Annotated in this window: 11 protein-coding genes and 11 pseudogenes; 14 read left to right on the forward strand and 8 right to left on the reverse strand. The window is 51.1% G+C overall.

All coding sequences use genetic code 11. From position 1 onward, the window contains the following. Positions 1–303 precede the first annotated feature (303 nt). On the reverse strand, positions 304–2,298 hold the full coding sequence (locus DJ73_RS19980; RefSeq protein WP_141212997.1) for a hypothetical protein: 1,995 nt from the start codon (positions 2,296–2,298) through the stop codon (positions 304–306). Further along, positions 2,295–4,682: a hypothetical protein gene (locus DJ73_RS19405; RefSeq protein ID WP_094558798.1), complete on the reverse strand. Its 2,388-nt coding sequence runs from the start codon at positions 4,680–4,682 to the stop codon at positions 2,295–2,297. Before DJ73_RS19405 ends, DJ73_RS19980 begins: the two co-directional genes overlap by 4 nt. Before the next feature lie 265 nt (positions 4,683–4,947). Here DJ73_RS19405 and DJ73_RS19410 point away from each other — a divergent pair, with 265 nt between their 5' ends. Further along, entirely contained in the window at positions 4,948–5,586 is a 639-nt protein-coding gene (locus DJ73_RS19410; RefSeq protein ID WP_094558799.1) for an IS6 family transposase, read from the forward strand. Between the two features lie 361 nt (positions 5,587–5,947). Continuing rightward, positions 5,948–7,753: an ABC transporter ATP-binding protein gene (locus tag DJ73_RS19420; protein WP_094558800.1), complete on the forward strand. Its 1,806-nt coding sequence runs from the start codon at positions 5,948–5,950 to the stop codon at positions 7,751–7,753. Between the two features lie 18 nt (positions 7,754–7,771). Here the strand turns inward: DJ73_RS19420 and DJ73_RS21170 are convergent. Together DJ73_RS21170 and DJ73_RS19425 are read right to left on the reverse strand one after the other, a co-directional pair. Beyond that, a pseudogene (locus DJ73_RS21170) lies at positions 7,772–8,194 on the reverse strand (IS5/IS1182 family transposase); the annotation flags it as partial. Positions 8,195–8,314: 120 nt separating this feature from the next. After that, positions 8,315–8,620 (reverse strand): annotated as a pseudogene (locus DJ73_RS19425) (IS4 family transposase); the annotation flags it as partial. 580 nt (positions 8,621–9,200) lie between these two features. Here DJ73_RS19425 and DJ73_RS19430 point away from each other — a divergent pair. The 5 genes and pseudogenes from DJ73_RS19430 to DJ73_RS19445 all read left to right on the forward strand — a co-directional run bounded on the left by DJ73_RS19430 (position 9,201) and on the right by DJ73_RS19445 (position 13,307). Continuing rightward, positions 9,201–9,989, forward strand: a pseudogene (locus tag DJ73_RS19430) (IS5 family transposase). A 146-nt stretch (positions 9,990–10,135) separates the two neighbouring features. Further along, positions 10,136–11,233 carry a glycosyltransferase family 4 protein gene (locus DJ73_RS19435; RefSeq protein ID WP_094558801.1) on the forward strand — a complete coding sequence of 366 codons (1,098 nt, stop codon included), beginning with the start codon at positions 10,136–10,138 and terminating at the stop codon, positions 11,231–11,233. A 138-nt stretch (positions 11,234–11,371) separates the two neighbouring features. Continuing rightward, positions 11,372–11,647 (forward strand): annotated as a pseudogene (locus tag DJ73_RS21175) (IS5/IS1182 family transposase); the annotation flags it as partial. 136 nt (positions 11,648–11,783) lie between these two features. Then, entirely contained in the window at positions 11,784–12,083 is a 300-nt protein-coding gene (locus tag DJ73_RS19985) for a hypothetical protein (RefSeq protein ID WP_141212998.1), read from the forward strand. Between the two features lie 180 nt (positions 12,084–12,263). Beyond that, a complete protein-coding gene (locus DJ73_RS19445) occupies positions 12,264–13,307 on the forward strand; it encodes a polysaccharide pyruvyl transferase family protein (protein WP_217900462.1) in 1,044 nt (347 codons plus the stop codon). On the opposite strand, the pseudogene DJ73_RS19450 reads toward DJ73_RS19445, so the two are convergent. Beyond that, positions 13,297–13,476 (reverse strand): annotated as a pseudogene (locus DJ73_RS19450) (transposase); the annotation flags it as partial. The gene DJ73_RS19445 and the pseudogene DJ73_RS19450 sit on opposite strands and share 11 nt — an antisense overlap. A 204-nt stretch (positions 13,477–13,680) precedes the next feature. Here DJ73_RS19450 and DJ73_RS19455 point away from each other — a divergent pair. Together DJ73_RS19455 and DJ73_RS21180 are read left to right on the forward strand one after the other, a co-directional pair. Continuing rightward, the gene (locus tag DJ73_RS19455) at positions 13,681–14,502 is read left to right on the forward strand and encodes an IS5 family transposase (RefSeq protein WP_094558803.1); all 822 of its coding nucleotides are present in this window, start codon (positions 13,681–13,683) and stop codon (positions 14,500–14,502) included. Next, positions 14,495–15,045: pseudogene (locus DJ73_RS21180) on the forward strand (IS6 family transposase). The gene DJ73_RS19455 and the pseudogene DJ73_RS21180 overlap by 8 nt, the downstream one beginning before the upstream one ends. 36 nt (positions 15,046–15,081) lie before the next feature. On the opposite strand, the pseudogene DJ73_RS19465 reads toward DJ73_RS21180, so the two are convergent. Continuing rightward, a pseudogene (locus DJ73_RS19465) lies at positions 15,082–15,515 on the reverse strand (transposase); the annotation flags it as partial. On the opposite strand from DJ73_RS19465, the pseudogene DJ73_RS21185 reads away from it, so the two are divergent. After that, positions 15,495–15,608 (forward strand): annotated as a pseudogene (locus tag DJ73_RS21185) (IS5/IS1182 family transposase); the annotation flags it as partial. The pseudogenes DJ73_RS19465 and DJ73_RS21185 sit on opposite strands and share 21 nt — an antisense overlap. 111 nt (positions 15,609–15,719) lie before the next feature. Here DJ73_RS21185 and DJ73_RS19995 read toward each other — a convergent pair. Both DJ73_RS19995 and DJ73_RS20000 read right to left on the reverse strand, forming a co-directional pair. Continuing rightward, positions 15,720–16,814: a glycosyltransferase gene (locus DJ73_RS19995; protein ID WP_141212999.1), complete on the reverse strand. Its 1,095-nt coding sequence runs from the start codon at positions 16,812–16,814 to the stop codon at positions 15,720–15,722. Then, on the reverse strand, positions 16,811–17,050 hold the full coding sequence (locus DJ73_RS20000; protein ID WP_141213000.1) for a hypothetical protein: 240 nt from the start codon (positions 17,048–17,050) through the stop codon (positions 16,811–16,813). The genes DJ73_RS19995 and DJ73_RS20000 overlap by 4 nt, the downstream gene beginning before the upstream one ends. 143 nt (positions 17,051–17,193) lie before the next feature. Between DJ73_RS20000 and DJ73_RS19475 the strand changes: the two are divergent. The 4 genes and pseudogenes from DJ73_RS19475 to DJ73_RS20695 all read left to right on the forward strand — a co-directional run. Further along, a pseudogene (locus DJ73_RS19475) lies at positions 17,194–17,772 on the forward strand (IS6 family transposase). Between the two features lie 68 nt (positions 17,773–17,840). Continuing rightward, a pseudogene (locus tag DJ73_RS19480) lies at positions 17,841–18,475 on the forward strand (IS6 family transposase). 153 nt (positions 18,476–18,628) lie between these two features. Beyond that, a pseudogene (locus tag DJ73_RS19485) lies at positions 18,629–19,447 on the forward strand (IS5 family transposase). 134 nt (positions 19,448–19,581) lie between these two features. After that, on the forward strand, positions 19,582–19,769 hold a 188-nt coding region (locus DJ73_RS20695), incomplete at its 3' end, for a hypothetical protein (RefSeq protein WP_217900464.1).

Consider the following 19,769-nt stretch of genomic DNA (forward strand, 5'->3'; position numbering starts at 1 on the left):
GGTCCACCACTCGCCACGTAGAGGTCACACCACCTGCCGCATGGATGGTCCACCACTCGCCACGTAGAGGTCACACCACCTGCCGCATGGATGTTCCACCACCCGCTACGTAGAATTCACACCACCCGCCGCATGGATGGTCCACCACCCGCCACGTGGAAGTCACACTCCCCGTCGCATGGATGGTCCACCACCCGCTACGTAGAAGTCACACTCCCCGTCGCATGGATGGTCCACCACCTGCTACGTAGAAGGTACACTACCCGTCGCAAAGACGGGCCACTCTCAGCACATGAAATCACACTATCCTTGTGCGGGTTCAGATGGATACCGCCACGCCCGTTTTTGGAGGTCGTCGCTGTGCCTGCTTGGGAGTGTTCCAGGGAACGCAGACTTCAGACTCACAGAAAAATTACCGTGGATTGGCTCCTCGGTTTGGTGACGAAGCCATGAGATAAACGCAGTTTCGACATCAGCGTAGGTGAGCGAGCGATCGGGATCTGCAACGGTGTACGTCGCAAAAAATTCGGTCGCAGCCACCCGATCGCGAGTCGTGAGCTGGGGAGTATCCCACTGAGCGTTGGGCTGGTATTCAGAGACGGTGTCGCCGTCTTGTAGCAGAACCGTAGCGAACGCAAGCCCGTCTACAAGCCACGATGGCACAGCTGGCGGGTAGACAAACTCGAACTCTTCGAAACACGATTCATTCGTTTTGTAGATTCGCTGGGCGCCATCGGACGGCTTTGTGACAGTGAAGAGGCCATCACGATGAGAGACCTGCGGGAACCCGGCCGTGATCGTCTCGAAGGTCTCGTCGGGGCTTGCGCGGGCACTGACTGTCCCGCCCTGATGGTATTCCAAGTCGCCTGTGGGCGTGAGTATCCACTCGCTCGTTGCTGGGAGTCGATGGACTGGCGCGTCAAGCGTCTTCGGTAGTCGCATCGATTTGGTGTACAGTCGCGTCTTCCCGTCGTCGGTCCGGATGAACGGGCGTTGGAGACAGTTCCGTGCCCGAGACGCAACGTCAGTTGTGTCTGTGAACACTGTGAGCCGATCAATTGTGGATGACTGATGGATGTCTGTGGCGACCGAAACCAAGTCGCCACGGATGAACGCTGGGTCCGTCAGGATGACACAGTGATGTGTCTGGTTTGGGTACGCCGCCGTGAACTCTTCGAACGGACTAGCGTAGTCGTCGGTGACGTTCGCGCCCTGTTCGCGGGCCCACTTGAGGGCGGTTTGACCGAACGACGATTCAATCTCGAGTTCCCCAGCAGTCGGACTGGGATCCGATGGCGGCGGCGAGGCTGCCGGTGGCTTTGGCTCTCGCAATGTGTACTGCGGGGTGATTCGTGGTGGTGCGCGACCAAAGTGTTTCCACGGCGAGACATGATACGTGTGGGCTCGCAGTCCACAGAACGCTGGCAAGAGTTCGACATCGAGGCGAACCCATGGAAGCACCCTATGTTGGGCGTACGTCGGTGTGAGTGGGGCCGCAGGTGGGTCTTCAGAGAACAACGCGGTATACTCTGTTGGGGTCCGTGAAAGGTCGCGAGCAGACGCAAGTGTTGGGACCTTCACAACCGCGCCGTGTTCGCGTGTCACCATCGGAACGGGTGGCCCAGACAGGCGGGTTTCTGTGTGCTGTTGCCAGCCGTGATCGAAGATGAACGCACGGTTTGTCGTGAGATTGAATGCCTCAAAGGGAGCAGCTATATCGGGCGCATGCTGGTGATAGTGGGCATCACCGACAGCCGTGTGGGTAGCCACCGCAGGTGAGAAATCTGCGACGCGGAGGCTCACTTCAACGGACTCACCCTCGAATCGACTGACGATGAGTTGGATCGCATGTGGGCGCATACTGGTCGCAATCTTGAGGAGTTGTTCGAATGGAGTCGGCGTCGATATCTGCGCGCGCGTGACTGGGTGATCGCGTGTTGTGAGCAGTCGGTGGACGGGCACAGGGGTGACACCGAGCGGTGCTGGATCAACTTCGACCATCGTGATGCCGACCTCAAGTGGGAGTTGGTCGTTGGCAATACTGGCAAGTTTCTCGGTACGCTTTCTGGAGTGTGTGGTCGATCGTGACCGGAGCAGGTACCGCTCACGGTGGTGTCCAGACACCGCGAGCAACGTGACCGCGGTGAACCCCTCGTCGAAAAGCGCCCGATAGATCACCCGCGCGAGGAGTCGTGAGACGGGCGTGTCATGGTAGTCAGTTGGTGACTTGCTGGTGGTGACGAACTCAACAGCAGACCACGGCGAAGCGGGATGGCTCCCCGTTGTAATGTGTTTCATTCCGCCTCGTCGGTGTCAATCTCGACGTCGGCCACCGACGTCTCTGTGAGCGTTTCGGTGAGGTCGGTAAGTCCTTCTTCAACGCCGGGGCGATGCGGCGTGTCGATCTCTGGGGGGATGACCCAGTCGTATCCCGGGTAATGCGGATTGCGGTTGTTGGTGCCGCCTTTCTTTGCGTCTTTGATTTCCTCGGGGAGTGCTTGGACGATGATCGATCCCGGTGGCGTGTCGTGGGCTGAGGCGGCGGTGTAGTAGTGTTGCGCCCACGTTTGGAGTGCTCCTGACGAGATGCGCGCGTCATCGCGTTCACAGATGAGTTGATCCGTGAACCTTTCGAGACAGCCACGATGTCGCTTCATTTTGCCGGCGCTGTCAGGCGTATCCCAGCCCGGGGGATCAGAGTAGACGTCAATGCCACCTTCTCCGGTGCGGTACGCAACCGTTGCAAAATGAAGGTAGTTCCCACAGATGGGAATGTGTGGGAGTGGAATCTTTGTCCATTCTGAGGTGAACGTCTCTTGTTCGTTGTACGTCTCAATGACCGCTCCGTCTGTATCCTCAACGCGGTGGACGCCGTCGACCTCCTGATAGAAGTGGGTGTCCCACGAGAACTCACCGACATCGCCGCCGGGTGTGCCGCCTGCGATACGCTCACCGTTGACGCGAGCGACAATCCGATCGCGACCAAACAGTTCCCAGGTGGTTGTGGTACTGCCTTTCATCACCGGAATGCGGTCGTCGGGACACCGCACTGGCTTTGTGCGGTTGTATAGCCGAACACCGCCATCATCTCGGTCTGAGAGGTTGTCGTTGTACGGCTGGCTGAGATGGGTATATCCTCGTTTTGCACTTTTCCGTGAGCCATAGACGAAGATGACGTGGCGACCCATGGCGTAGGCGCGATCAGCGTTGACGAGTGTGGTCGACGCTTTTGTCGTGTTCTTATGTTCAGCTTCAACAGAGACGTATGAGGCGTCAACAGTCAGCGGGATTGTACTAATCTCACCGCTCTCTGTGTGGAGTTCGATATCCGGCAGCGACTTGCTGTTCTGGGTGATTTCGTAAATCTCATCGCCGCCTTCGGTGAAGATGTCAATGATCGACTGGACGTGTCCTTGGTGTCCAGGGCTGCCCGTGTTTTCTACTGTCTCGTCGGGGACGTGGATGAACTCATCATTGTCGCCATAGTTTGGCGCCGTTGAGCCGTATGTGTTGAGTATCTCTTCAGTGTGGAACGTAGGCGCGTCACGTCCCGGAACGACCGCCCACGGGTTGGTCTTCCAGCGTAATCGGACAAGGCCCGTGAGTTGTGGTAAGAACGGTCCTGAGATCGTGAATCGCGCATAGCGGTTGAGTTCGTCTTCGAGCAGTGAGTCCCACGTTGCGTTCGCAGACACCATATGCCAGTAATCGGATTTGCCAAGCACGATGTCTTTCACTTTGTTTGCCTCACGCCGCGTTTGCGCTTTTGATCTGTACGGTGTGACTTTCTCGTCAGTGTAGCTTGCGCTAGCTACGGGCTCACCGTTGATTTTCTCGGTGTACTCAGTCTCCCAGTACTGCTCAGTGAGTCCGCGAAAGTTGGACGTGAAGTTGTACTTGCTAAACGTCGTCGCCAGATCAAATGGGTGGCCGCGTTCAGCGATCTCAGCGAAGCCCTCTCGACCGGTAAAGACGAACTGAGGTGGATACGTCGCAAGTCGAACAGTGGCAGTGTACTGGTCGTTCTTTGCCGGCGTAAAGAGTGTTTGATATAAGAATGCTACTGAGTGCTCACGAAGCGTCTCAAACGTCGTCGCCAGCACGTCGACACCGCTCGTGCCAACGGGATTGGCCACGTGGGTATTCTTGAGATGAAGCCGAGACGCGTTGACCGGGGTGTTACCGAGTGTGGAGAGGTCAAGGGTCCCACGTTCGACAGTACATTCTTCAGGAACGTATTTTTGAATCGCTTTGGTAATTTTGTTGACGCCAGGCAGATGGGTCTTGTCTATGAAATCGTCGATCGTGCTCTGGTTGATGCTTCGGCCGTCGTTCCGTTTTGGCTCAATGCTCAAGATGAGTTCCAAGCCAACTGGGCCGGGGAACTGGAGCACTTCGAACTGTTTGATTCCACCGGCGGTTTCCTTGCGCGCTTCTTCGATGACTTGGGTGATACACCCACGGATGTAATCGGGAAGCGTTTCGAATTCGTCTTTGATGATGGGGAGTCGAATCCGAAAGGCAGAGCGTCGTTGAGGCTTGTCTTCAGATGGCTCGAATCGAGCGCGTGTGCTGGGTCCGAACTTCTCGTCCGGCAGGGTGTCTGCGGTTGTGGAGTCGTCTTGGTCGTCTTCAGTACGGTCGTTGTCGTCGGTTTGGTGAGATTCTGGGGTTGCGGCCATTTAGCGCGGGAGGGTGTGGTCGCTTGAGGTGGCAGTTCGAGATGTGGAGTGTGGGTTTTGTCGTGTGTAGCTCACGGTGAGTCTGTGTTGGGTGGTCAGCGGAGTCGGTGCGGTTTGTGTGTTCGTGTCGAATGAGGAATGTAAATTAATTGTTGCTCTCAAAATATCGGGGGTGAGAAACGGGGAGGGGGTTGGGTGATAATGGTGGAGATTCTGGGGGGCGATGTTAACTTAAGAATGAGGCGGTCGGTGTTTCGAATGGTCAATGTCCGAATCCAACCGCCTCAACGGCTTTACTGAGTGGATAGACTTGGAGTTTGTGGAGCGAGAGCGGACACCCCACGAGATCATTGAAACCGGTATTCAGCTCCACCTTGCTGGCCTGTCACTTTCGAATACCAAACAGTATCTTGAGAGGTTGGGTGTCAAACGGAGTCGAAAAGCAATTCACAACTGGATTCAAAAGGCCGATCTACAGCCATCCGACGGTGTAAGCCCGAATCGCGTTGCGGTCGATGAGACTGCGATTCAGATCGACTCAGACAGATTCTGGCTGTACGCCGCTGTGGATCCTCAAACAAACGAGTTCCTCCACGTGGACGTATTTCCCGTCCAAAACCAACAATTCACCCTGGTGTTTCTCCGCGATCTCAGAGAAAAACACCACGTTGACGATGCGCTGTTTCTCGTTGATGCTGGCGGACATCTCACAGCTGCGCTCTCACGTACCTCGCTCCGATTTCAAATCACTCGTCATGGAAATCGGAATGCTGTCGAACGTGTCTTTAGAGAAGTAAAACGACGAACCTCTTCATTTTCAAATACGTTCAGAAACGCGGAGCCAGCGGCGGCAGAATCATGGCTCCGAGCCTTCGCCGTCTGCTGGAACCGATGCTTAAGTTAACACGACCGCTCTGGGGATGTATCGATGGTACCCTGGAGTACAGCTTACAGAGGGCGGCTCGTTCAGTGAACAGGGCAAGTTCCATGCCTGTGCGTTGCTCCGGCCGTCGGCCGAAGGCGAGTATCAGCTGAGCGAGGCGATGAGCCTGTGATGCGGGCGGGCTACGAGGTGGCGACGGTTCGCGTCGGTAGACGTGTGAACGTGAACACGCCCGCGGACGTGGAACGGGCGAGCGAGTTGGTTGGTAGGGAGTAAGAGCTGGCAGTGGGTGTTGGGTGAATGTACGCGGATCGTGAGGAGATTGTGAGACGAGACCGACGACATTATTCGGGTCGCCGCCAGAAATCGGACAACTCCCTGTATGTCATCGTCAGATCCCGAACCGGTCTCCAGACGCGAGAAACTCGACGCCCTCCGCGACGTCGCGCGGTACAATCCGAAATATACGGCGGCAGTCGTCGTACTCGGGATCGTCGCCGCGGTGCTTGAGGGCGTGGGACTGAGCTTCATTCTCCCAATCGTCGAACTCGTCCAACTCCAGGATCCTGCCGCGGAGGCGGATGGGGTACTCGCGGTGTTCGTGACCGTGTATCAGGCGTTCGGGATTCCGTTCACGCTGGGGTATGTCGTGGTCGGCGTGTCGGCCGTGATGGTCGCGCGGTACACGACCAGTTTCGCGGTCGCGTGGTTCCGAGAGGCACTACGGACCTACTACATTCGGGATCTCCAGACACGGGCGTTTCGAAACGCGCTGAACGCGCGCGTGGAGTACTTTGACAAGGAAGGATCTGATGATATTTTGAACGCAATCGTCACGCAGACGTACTACGCTGGGCGAGTAATTTCACGTGGGATCAAGTTTTCCCAGCAACTCTTTTTGGCAGGTGTCTACTTCCTCGTTGCGTTGATCATCGCGCCTGTGCTGACGGTGATTACTGGAATCGTTCTGGGTGGTTTCTCAGTCTTCTTTCGGCGTGTACTTGATTCAGGATACGATGTCGGAGATCAAGTCGCCGAGGCGAACGAGATGCGCCAAGAAGCAGCCCAGGCTGGGACGCAGGGCATTCGGGATGTCCGAATCTTTGGGCTCGCAGACGAACTCTTCGAGGACTTCTCAGAGGCAGTCAAACGGTACACAGACTCCCGTATTACTCTACGTAGGAATGAGACCGCGATCAACAACTTCTACAACCTCGTCGTTGCCGTATCGGTGTTTGTATTAATATACTTGGCGTTGACATTCGCCTCGCTCTCTGTCGGTGAATTGGGTGTCTTTCTTTTCGCAATGTTCCGACTTGGACCGCGGGCGAGTCAGGTGAACACGCTATACTACCAAGTAGAGAATGATTTACCGCACTTGGTACGAACCCAAGAATTCATCAAGGAGCTAAAGGCGTATGAGGAGCCGAACGACTCAACCCAAGAAGTTCCTGAGGAGGTTCGCGAGATTGAATTCGATGATGTTTACTTTTCATATGACGGCGAGGAGAAGGTCCTTTCTGGGATCAATTTTAGAATTAAAAAAGGCGAATTCGTCGGGTTTGTCGGGCAATCGGGCGCAGGAAAATCGACAATTGTCTCACTGCTCGCTCGGTTGTACCCGGTGGATGATGGCGAGATCAGAGCAAACGGTCTCCCGATCGATGAGATGGATATTGCTGAGTGGCGTGACCGAATCTCGATGGTTAGACAGGATCCATTTATATTTAATGACACGCTACGATACAATCTGACACTCGGCAACCGCGACGTGGCCGATGAAGAACTCGATCGGGTGTGTTCTATCGCGAAGGTTAACGAGTTTGTCGACGAGTTACCAGACGGCTATGACTCATTGTTAGGTGACGACGGGGTTCGACTGTCAGGTGGCCAGCAACAGCGCGTTGCGCTTGCGCGAGCACTTATTGAAGAAGCTGATGTTTTGATCTTTGACGAGGCGACGAGCGATCTTGACTCGAATCTAGAAAGGCAAGTACAAAAAGCGATCGAGGAGATGGAACGCGACTATGCAATTATTACTATTGCACATCGGTTGTCAACAGTGAAGAATGCGGATCGCATATATACTATTGAAGAGGGCCGAGTTACCGAGACAGGCCGACATGACGAACTTGTTGAGGAAGATGGCAAGTACGCAGAATTACACGAAATCCAGGCAGACAAATAAGACAAATAAGTACTAACCTTTGATCTGCTGAATCGAGTGTTCAGCTCGTTTCGTGTAATGTTTCGAGGCGTAACTGCGGTTGAATCCTGCTACATTAATTCCAACGCCGCCAAGTGTCGGGAGTAGCCGTGAGAGTTAACATGACACCTTATACGGACATATCAAGCCGATCAATCACTCTACAGAGCGTTGATCGCGTAGGAGGTTCGGCAAATCCGAGAGCACGACGAATGTGTGGCATCTCGATCAACTCGTCAAGCAGACAATCATAGTCGTGTTCTTTCGAACTTTGAAACACAGCAGAACAACGTGCCGTGAAAGTGCGTAGCGTTGTTCGGAGAATTACAAGGCATATCGGGAGCCCACTCGGCGTGCCAGATGGACCGTTTTTTCAGTAAAGCGGAAAATATGCGAATTTGGGAGGACATCATTTGGTGGAATTACTGGACGGATTTGTAACTCTTTGACGATTTCAGCAGAGCTATCAGAGCCACTAATTTGTGTACCAGGCCCATCGGTGTTCGGTTTAGCATTAGACGGCCTCATAAAGGCTTCAGCCACTCATTTGCCTAGTAAGAAGCGTGGTTTCTCTGGTTGGCGGGCATCACAGAACATTAATTAAGCTAAGTTCGGTGGCGGGTACCCGAGCGACAGGGGTAGATCTTTAAGGATGAACTGGGCGACAGATCGAAAGGTCTTCGCTCAGCGTTCTCGCGGAAACACCGTTTCAGGAAACCGCTCTTGAAACATACCCAGCAAGGCTCTGCTGACCATCAGCGTCAGCAGAGCCGCCACTACCAGCAGCTCCACGATTGCTGGGTCGCTTTTCTGGAACTTATCAAGGTCGTACAGCGATTTTAACTTTCGGATGCTCTGTTGACTCGATGGAAACGCTGCTATCCCTGGAGAACGTGAACCAAGATATGGGGCGCAAGAGACCGATAAGGATTCCGTGCCATCGAGCACGTTCTGTTGACTGGTCCATGCGCGAAAGAAGTCGAGCCATGGGCGCTACAGCCCGGATGCCGCGCCCCGCGGCATCCGGGAAAGCCCGAATAGGTGAATCTCTACTTCACGTGCTGGCGTCCCGAGTCACACGATCGCCTCTCCGAACGATGATGACCACTGGCCGGGCAGACAGACGAGGGAGCTGAGGGCAGCCAAACCGGCGGCCCTCAGCGGTCGGTCGGAGCCTTTCTTTAGCATCTGCTATCGCTAGGCAGCGACCGCACCGCACACACGTTTTGACCGCCTACCGGCTGTGAAACGAACAGATCCCCGGACAGCGTAATCATTTTGTCGCTAGACGTGGTTTGATCGGCTAGCAGCGTTTCCATAGGTGAATCCGCAGAAGGCGGCGGGATAGCGTCGCTCTGAAGGTGGAAGCGAAGCGGAAGAGCCGAATGTGCCTAAACTACTCTTCCGCTTCGTTAAGTAAGCCGCGTCGCTGGCTCAAAAGCGCTGTGCCGCCAGTCCAACGGCGGTGAGTGATCCGACTGGCAACGGATTTCCCGGCTGGAAGCATGTTACGCTCCACTTTTTGTAGGTTCATATGGATGCGACGTACCGCGAGATTGTTGACTGGGCGAGTGAAATGGATCGGGTTCGTGGGCTGTTACAGCCCGCTCGAACGGCATTTCCCGCACCCTCAACACTGTACCGGTCGTTTGAGAGGGTGCCCATGTCTGTGTGGCGCGGCTTCCTTCGTGGGTCCGCGACCATCTGCGATCCGGGCTCGCACGGTGCCATCGATGCCACATTCTTCGACCGCGAAATGGCGTCGAGACACTACCAACACCGCTCGGATCGCCACATACGCACGCTCAAAACGACGGCACTCATCGATACAGACTCGTGTGCCATCCTCGATCTTCACTGCTCGGCACACTGGCCCCACGACACCAAAACTGGCCGTCGAGTTGCCCTTCGTAACACCGAGAAAAATCGAGAGTCTCGCCGGCGACAAAGGCTATGACGACCAATCTCGCCGGGACGCCCTCCGTTCAGAGGGCGTCCGGCCCTTGTTGCGGCACCGGCTGTTCGCGGCGTACGATCACGCGCACAACGCACGGTTGGACAGCGAGCTATACGGCCAGCGGTGGATGGCCGAGACCGCCTTTTCGGCCATCAAGCGTCGGTTCGGCACCGCTGTCCACCCTCGCGCTTGGTACCGCGAATTCCGCGAACTTGTGTTGACCGCCCGGTCTACAACCTCGAACAAGCGCTCAAACAGTGATCCCAACGCCGTCATCGGGTTCAACAAAGCATACCGGACAGAAGCAACTCAACTTAATCATCCTTCTTAAATTTAAAAATGTAAAAGTGACATCAGAATTATATAAGAGCGAATGATTGATACAGGGTCGTTACGAACATCAAAGTATGAGAATTCACCTGATTACAAGTAATTTTCCGCCTGAAGTTGGTGGGATTGAAACACATGTATACCAACTCGCAAAAAATCTGGCAAAAGATCATGATGTGGAGGTATTGTGGATAACTGAAAGTAATAACACACCACAACATGAAGAATTATCAGTTCAAAAAATACCTCCATACACATATACAAAACGTACAATACCAAACGTAATGTTACGTGGAAAGAAAATATTAGAAAATATTAATACGTTTGATCCAGATATAATTCATAGTCACAATATCGGGCATAATATTTCGATCTCTCTTATTAACCCAGATGTGCCAGTCGTGTTTACTAATCACTCTTCTCAGTTTCTGAGTGAATTCTATAGAGGTAGATATAGGGATATGTTAAAATTCAAATTATCTTTTGGATATGCCGACTACTGTATTACACCTTCAGAAGAATTGCGAAAGGCAACGAGAAAAATTACAGAAACACCAGTCATAGAGATACCAAATGGTGTTAATATAGAAAGATTCCATCCCAAAGCCGAAGAAGCGAAAATACCGGAGTATAGTACCGAGGATTTCATAGTACTGACGACTAGGAGATTCGAGAGAAAGAACGGAATGAGGTACTTAGCAGAAGCTATTCCTAGAACTAATAAGCAGATTAAGTACGTATTGCTAGGTGATGGAGCAGAAAGAGAAAAAGTCCAACAATCTATTGAGTCAAATAATGCAATGTATAGAGTTTCTATGCCGGGAACAGTACCGAACGAGCAGATTCATAAATATTATTCTAGGGCAGATGTTTGTATAATGCCATCATTAAAAGAGGCAGTCTCAATATCTGCCTTGGAGTCTATGGCTACAGGTACCCCATTAATTGGGACAAAAGTTGGCGGTCTTCCTGAGATTATTTCCGATGGTGAGAATGGATTATTAGTACCACCAAAGGATCCTGAAGCGATTTCCAAGGCAATTAATGAGTTATATTCGTCACCAAATATATTGGACCGAATGAGCAGAAACGCCAGAGATACTGTCAGAAAAAGATATTCTTGGGAGACAATCACCAAAAATACTATTGAAATTTATGAGAATGTATTACAGTAAGTTCTGTAGCACCCCAGACATATTAGATCATATATAAATATGATTATAACTACTACATTATATATTGCTCTGTTGAATCCGCAGAAGGCGGCGGGATAGCGTCGTTCTGAAGGTGGAAGCGAAACGGAAGAGCCGAATGTGCCTAAACTACTCTTCCGCTTCGTTAAGCAAGCCGCGTCGCTGGCTCAAAAGCGCTGTGCCGCCAGTCCAACGGCAGTGAGTGATCCGACTGGCAACGGATTCCCCGGCTGGAAGCATGTCACGCTCCACTTTTTGCGGGTTCATATGGATGCGACGTACCGCGAGATCGTCGATTGGGCGAGTGAGATGGATCGCGTTCGTGGTCTGTTACAGCTCGCTCGAACGGCATTTCCCGCACCCTCAACGCTGTACCGGTCGTTTGAGAGGGTGAGCCACATTACAGACTGAAAACTCGTCTACTGTGGCGATATTAACATCAGATCAAACATTGCCAAATGATACGTTTACTAAAGTCCAATTTGATGGGACGGAGATCAATCAAATCGGGTTTGATAGTTCGAATAATCATGTGCCGGTGCCCGAAACGGGGACCTACTCAATATCATTACAAATAAGAATTGAGGACGGAGTAATTGATGAGGAACTCACATCACGGATTTTAGTGAATGGTAGTGCCATCGGCGAGAGTCGAGTCGATGGGACAGATTTGGAGACGCCTTACACCCAAGGCACGCCGACAGTAGATGTCGAGCTTGACAGTGGAGACAAGATTACAGCAGACGTGAGGCAGGTCAACAGCAATAACGCTGATAGGCAGATTCGCGGAGTAGATCTGTTTTACACTTTCCTGCGGGTGAGGCGTGTCTGATCGAGTTGTATATGACGGGAAATGTGGCATACTTCGCTGTATACCCAGAGTGGGTTGATGGCGAATATCTAGACAGTTATATAACCGCTTTCTCGGCTAGTGGTGAACTGAAGTGTGAAGTGTGTCTAAAACAGGTTATCAAGCGGTAGTTTTATCGACAATCTGTTTCAGGATGTTGGTATGCCTGTTAATCCTCTCTCAAAAATATATAACATGGTTCAATATCCCCACCGGGCACGAATAGCTCTCGGTAAGCGGATGTGTGATTATAAAACCAATCTTCCACATGATGTCGGTGTCAAAGGCTCGTACTACACCGGGAATATCGGCGACCGCGCGATCGGGGAGATAATCAAACAAGAGTTGGCAAACAGGGGGTATCGATCTCAGTTACTCTCCCGCGGCAGTTTTGATAAACAGTCAACACACAACATCCTCGGCGGTGGAGGAGTCATTCACGACTGGCAGGATCTTGAAAAATTACACGCCCGACTCGACTTTTTATCATCAGGTGATATGATTTTAGGGGTAGGCGCGCCAGGGCTACAATCGGATACAGCTCGCCAGCTGGTTCAAGACTGTCTCAGCGACTTGAGCCTTATTACTGTGCGAGATGAGCGCTCAAAACGCGTTCTAAACGATGTTACCGATGCTGAGATACATACCACAGCGTGTCCGGCTTGGTTGTACACTGATCCAAATGAGAAAACTAAACAACTCACAGGCGTCAATTTCCGTCCCTGGTTCGACATGTCTAATGACCTGTTATCTGGATATTTCGGATATAAGAAGGGAATTGACACAAATAGATCTAAAGAGGCCTATTTAGACAATATTCATCAGATTGTGGATGGAGTGGATAACCCTGTTTTTATCCCATTTAAGCAACAGGACGAGGAGTTTGCGAAAAAACACCTAGATATAGACATCTTTGAGTATGAATTCTCAGTTTCGAAAACACTCAAAAAGGTTAGTCAGGTTGACCAGATGGTCTGTACCAGATATCATTCGCTTATTTTCGCAAGTCTGTGTTCTAAACCAGTCCTCCCTATTGCATACGCGCCTAAGGTATCCTCATTGACAGACCGTCTTGAACTTCCGGCGTATAAACCGCACAAAGACATCCCAGTCGAGTTTACAACCCCAGATCATGTGAATGAGATGAGATTGCAAGCGCGGCGCAATTTCGATCTCATGGACGATGTTGTCAATACTGATCGTTGAACGTGCGGTCGCAATCCTTACACAGATACCGCTGAAACACGTGATAGCTGCCGTGCCGAATCACAGATTCGCCACGGCAGCGTGGGCAATAGACGCCGTCGCGCCAGCGAACCTGTTCCAGCAGGTTCGCGGCGCGACGCTCCGAGACGAACGTCTTGATAGGGAATATTGTTCGTCGGGTGACGCGGTCGCGTCACCCTTGCCCGCTGTGACTTCCAGTTACTGCTGAGAACTCACCAACAATCCTCTACCTAAGAGCAAAAAGGGTATTCGCCACCATCTCGCTGGATTATCACTTTTGGGCTCTGTAGTTTCGCTAGACGTGAAGCCGACGACTCCGTTATTGCCGTAGAAAGCGAAGAGACAGATCGGTGTGAGATCCGAAATCCGTCTCTTCACGCGTGTTACGGTGGCTAAGGCTAAATCAGTTGTCGCTAACCCGGACGAACCCGCCGACCCCGAAGGGGGAGGCGGGTTCGCTGAGTGGGCGATGCTCACCGTGCATGCACTCCGCATCGAGTTGGGCAAATCCTACCGCGTCGCGGTGGATTTGCTCTCAGAAATGCCCGGCGTCCTTGAAGAGATCGGCCTCACCAGACTTCTGCACTACACCGTCCTCCGCACGTGGTTTGAGCGGATTCCCACCGCGACGTGGCGTGCGTTTCTCGGCGCGTCAGCCGAGAAACGCACCGGCCGCGCTGCTATCGATTCGACTGGCTTCGACCGCGACCAGCCTAGCCGCCACTACGCCAACCGCACGAATTACCGCGTTCGAGCGCTGAAAGTCACCGCTCTCGTGGATGTCGAAACGCTATACATCACCGACATCCACTCCACAACGAGCAAGAAACACGATGCGAAGATCGGCCCGCAGGTCGCTCGGCGCAACGCCGGCGACCTGCGGAGCCTCGCCGCTGACCGCGGCTACGACGCGAAATCATTCCGCGACGAACTCCGCGAAAACGGCATCAGACCACTGATCAAACACCGGATCATGAACCCACTCGATCACGCCCACAACGCCCGCATGGACGGTGATCGCTACCACCAGCGCTCCATGTCAGAAACCGTCTTCTCGTCGATCAAGCGCACTCTCGGCTCCGCCGTGCGTGCGCGAAGCTGGTGGCTAGAGTTCCGCGAAATCCTACTGAAAGCCACCGTCTACAACCTTCGACGGAGCGTCCGATATCCGTGAAATCCGCCGCCGTGTACCGAAACTACAGAGCCCACTTTTGCATACAGTTATTCTTCTTGAGGAATTGGGTGTCGACCGAAGTCGTGTTTCGGTTCACAATTGGGTACAGAAAGCCGATCTACAGCCAGCTGACGGTGAGTGCCCGGACCGCGTTGCGGTTGATCAGAAGGCGATCCAGATCAACGACGAGGAGTACTGGCTGTACGCTGCTGTCGATCCCGAAACGAACAGAGTCTTTTATTGCGGCTGTTTCCAACGTATACAATTCCGATCGCACGAGAATTTCTCACTGAATTAGCTGAGAAACACGATGTCGAAGACGCGCTGTTTCTCGTCGATAACGCAGGCGATCTGATCGGTGGTCTCCGCCGCGAAAATTACAGCTACCGCGTCGAACAACACGGCTTCAGAAATTCTGTCGAACGCGTCTTTAGAGAAGTAGAACGGCAAACCTCTTCATTTTCAAGCTGTTTCAGCCACGTCGCTCCGTCGACCGCGGAAACGTGGTTACAAGTTCATGCCGTCTGGTGGAATCATGCTTAAATTAACACGACGCGTGAGAGTGTCATAGCATTCTCCTCACACCGTGATGATTGTGCTTCGTAGATTATCTCACGTTCGTGGTTGGTGATTGCGACCTGGCGAAGGGACAGCGTGAGGAACACCTGCGCCCGTATATGAATGCAGCCTGAAGCGCGTGTTCACCCGAGGCCGCAATCCTTGACTGATTCGTTGGTTCGTTCAACGCCACTCCGCCGGTTGTGCTTTTCGCCTAACGTTAATTTCTTCAAGTGAACATCCTCGCTGTGTTGTTCGATGCTGTCTTCGACTCTGTATTCGATATGTTTCGGCTTGTCGGTGTTTGGCGTGTTGTACGGAGCGACTGGCACGGCCCCTGCGGCCAGTAGGTGGTTTTGCCAGTCGAGCGTGACGTAGGCGCTATCTCTAGCCATCCACACCGGTTTGGGGATGGCGGGCGCGTCACGCGTGACGCGCATCGCCGTCTTCTCTGGCTCGCCGTGCGAGTGCAGTCATGATTCCGTGAGTTCCGCGAGATCGCGCTGATATGTGTCGTCCATAACATCAAACGCTTCGTCACACAGTGAATCTCCCCGCCTTACAGCGATTCAATACAGCCGTTCTATGACACCTTATTAGGATGTGGTAATATAACAATAATACTCCAACTGAAAATTCAGATTATCAAGGATCCGTAATTAGGTAAGACTTAACAGTAATTGTTCATACTCGTCTATAATTTTTTCTTGAGAGAAATCTTCAGCCCTACTCCGAAGTAGTTCACGATCTGTCGGACAATTTATACTTTCTATGATTGCTCTTGCCAGCTCGTGAGGGTTTTCCGGAGGTACCAATCGTCCATACCTACCATCAGCCAAGATTTCTGCGGGCCCAGAGGGACATCTGGTAGCTACAACACTTGTTTCACACCCAAGTGCTTCTACAATAGCATTTCCGAACCCTTCTGATCTTGAAGATGAGACAAATACATCGGCATTTGACATGTATTTGTATGGGTTTTGCTTAAATCCTGGAAAATAAACACACGATTTAATTCCAAGATCTATTGAGAGTTGTTCCAGGCGTTCCCGTTCTGGCCCCTCACCTAAAATCACGAGATTAGCTTCTCGTTGGTCTATAATTTTTTTAAATGATCGGAGCAATATATCATATCCCTTAGCAGGGACTAATCGTCCGACTGAGAGGACTATATCGGATGACTGATCAAAAGGTGAATGGTTCACTGGCTCTCTTGAACCAGATTGTACCCTCGTGTCATATACTGGGTTATATATAACACTTAATTTTTCTTTTTTGATTCCGAATTCATCTATGAGTTGATCGTTTAATCCCTTGGAAATGGCAATTACCTGGTCTGAGTTGTTAAACAGCAGATCTGAGGCAATATATATGGCTTTTCGTTTATATTTGCTTTTATTAGTCTCATATTCTGGAAATTTGGGAACACGGATGACAACTGGGGGTGAATTTTGAAGTAACGAAGTGGTCAGTACTGCTACAATATTTGCTCCATTAATTGTTGATAGAAGAACATCAGGATCTCTTCTTTTAATATATTTTGCTAATGAAATTGGTGAGTATCGGATTCTATCGGTTTCAAGTTCAATTATATTTACTTCATCATCAACTAATGAATAAAATTCTCCCTCAGTACGCAATAAAACTAACTCGACATCATAGCCTCTATTGGACAAAGAATTTACAACGGTAACTATAACTCGCTCTGCGCCACCGCCATTTAAACTAGGACAGAATACTGTTACCCGGTTCATTCTTGAGCACTTTCCGAGCGCAACCAGTAAACAATATGTGGTGCTGTGTATTCTATATTTTGGGCTGCTTCACTCTTTGAACCGTTTAATCGTCTAATTGTTCCACACTCTTGTAGCGTTGAGTACAACTCTTTTAAATCAGAGTTTGAAAAAAATATCTTGCTGTGGATCTCAATCAGAATATCGTCAATAGAATCAAGGTCCATGTTTTCAATTACGTCCTTCTCTACAAGCACAGCGTCAATCTTGATAAAGTCTACCCTTATCTATTGCCTCGTGTTCAGATAAGTATGAAGAGTGAAGCGGTGTGTTTTCTGAGTGATCTATGCCCGAAAACACACGCCTCAGCGGTAGAATTGACCAGATCTAATTAGATTTTGTGGAACGAGAAGCGACACCGATATTGCTCATGAAACTCGGTATCCAGCTCCATCTTGCTGTCCTATCACTTTTAAATACAGTTTCTATCCTAGAATATTCGGCGTCAAACGTGTTCGATCAACCGTTCATAATTGGGTTCACGAGGCCGATCTACAGCCCGAAGCCGGGCAGTGTCCGGATCACGTTGCGGTTGACAAGACGGTGATCCGGCTCAACGATGAGCAGTATTGGCTGTATGCCGCTGTCGATCCCAAGACAAACGAATTGCTCCACAAAGCTTGAACCGACGACAACGAATGTTCTTGCTCATTCGTTTCTGACGGAACTCTGCGAGAAATACGACACCTCCGACGCCGTGTTTCTCGTCGATGGATCGCACTCGTTACAAGATGCGTGTCACCGCCACGGCTTCGATTTTAGATACGAGAAACATGGAAATCGGAACGCTGTTGAACGTGTCTATAGAGAAATAAAACGTTGAACTGTCTGCTTCTCAAACTGTTTCAGCAACGCCGAAGCAGAAACCGCCGACGACTGGCTCAGATCGTTCAGTTTCGCATGGAATCAGCTCATCTGAACACGATGGCGAACGGCAGTGTTCAGATAAGGATTGAAAGGTGAGGCAGTGCGTTTTCAAAGTGATCTATGCCCGAAAACGACCGCCTCAGCGGCTGTTTAGACGAGATCAACTTAGACTTTGTGGAGCGAGAGACAACACCGCGACTGTTGATGAAGCTCAGTATTCAGCTTCATTTAGCAGGACTATCGCTTTCGAATACTGTTTGTTTCTTGAGATATTCGGTGTTGAACGAGTTCGGTCCACCGTTCATAACTGGGTCCACAAGGCCGATCTACAGCCGGTATCTGGGCGGAGCCCGAATCACATTGCGGTCGATGAGACAGTGATTCGACTTGACAGTGAACAATATTGGCTGTACGCTGCTGTCGATCCAGAAACGAACGATCTGCTCCACACACAGCTTGAGCCGACGACAAATAATGCTCTCGCAGATCGCTTTTTCGCAGATCTCCGTAATAAACACGATATCTATGACGCAACCGTTCTCGTCGATGGATCAGCTTCACTTCAGCGAGCCTGTCGCAACCATGACCTCGATTTTAAATACGAACGACATGGAAATCGGAACAGTGTCGAACGTGTCTTTCGCGAGATAAAACGCAGAACTACCAGTTTCTCAAACTGTTTTAGCAACGCCAAAGCAGAAACTACTGACCAGTGGCTTAGATCATTCGCTTTCGCATGGAATCAGCTTATCTGAACACTACGCCGCGAACGATATAGGCGTTGTATTTGTATGATTGATTCGGATCGTGTATTTACAATACTGGTTCACAGGCTGTGTTGAATCACCAGACGGCGTCCGGACGGGTCGGTAAACCAGAGGAGTTGAAACAGGAGGCTACCGTTATTCATGGCAAGAAAATTTACTTCAGTAGACAGTGTGTCTCGATCGGCTGAACATTTACGGGAGAGAGGCTCCGCTGCTCTGGAAGGTGGCGGATTCGCTGATTGCGCCTACCTTTCCTCTATTGTCTCCAGATTCGCCCTGACACATCCTACTGCATGAACATCAATTTAATGGAGGAGATACCGCGAATAACGTGAGAGATCGGACTTGGAGCGTTCGATGCCCCCACAACGTCCACGCTATGTAATGCGTTCAACCGAATCAAGATGAGTATATACTGAGCGCTGCTGCGCCATTCGGCACCGCTACGCGATCCCTCTGAGAACGGTGTAATTGATACGACCTACTACGAACGGTGTGATACGGTCCGTCACTACTACAATCGAACAAGTTACCGGGTGTAGATGCTGGGAAGTCACAAAACTTGTCGATATAGACTCTCAAGTCGTCCTTGACGTTCACTGCTCAACGAATCGTGGAGGAAGCACTGGCCTTACTGAGCAGATCGCCCGTCGGAACGCAGGCTGTCTGCGGTTTCTCGCTGTAGACAAGGGCTATAACAAGCAAGCGTTGCGCGAATCCCTTCGTAACCTCATGATTCGTCCGCTCATCAAGCACCGCATCTTCGTTCCATACTATTACGCGCACAACATGCGAATCGATCAAGAACGCCACAATCAGTGTTCAATGACTGAAACCGTGAACTCTGCTGTGAAGCGCTCCCTCGGCTTCTCCGTGCGAGCGCGTTCGTGGTTCCGCGAGTTCCAAGAAATCACTCTGATGTGTATCGTCTACAACATCAAGCGCTCCGTCAAACAATAAATTCTTACCCCTTACAGCGATTCAGCACAGCCAGTTCTTAGGAATATAGTTAGTTACTTAAATAGATAGAAATATGATAACACAACCCATCGAAAAAGTGAATAGTATATTATATAATAATGCTAAAGCCGAATATGAGCGAGCTGTACAAAGAAAAAGAATTAGGTGAACTCGCCGTCTATGAAATTCTGACTGTGTCGAACCTGACTAGTTCTATAGTGAAAGAGCAGTCACCAATAGCAGTACTGTACTACTCTTCACTAGTTGGCTATTTAGCACTATACGATCTGCTCGCAATTACATTACCAGCCGGTATTATGAT

Source organism: Halorubrum sp. Ea1, from assembly GCF_002252965.1.
Lineage (GTDB): Archaea > Halobacteriota > Halobacteria > Halobacteriales > Haloferacaceae > Halorubrum.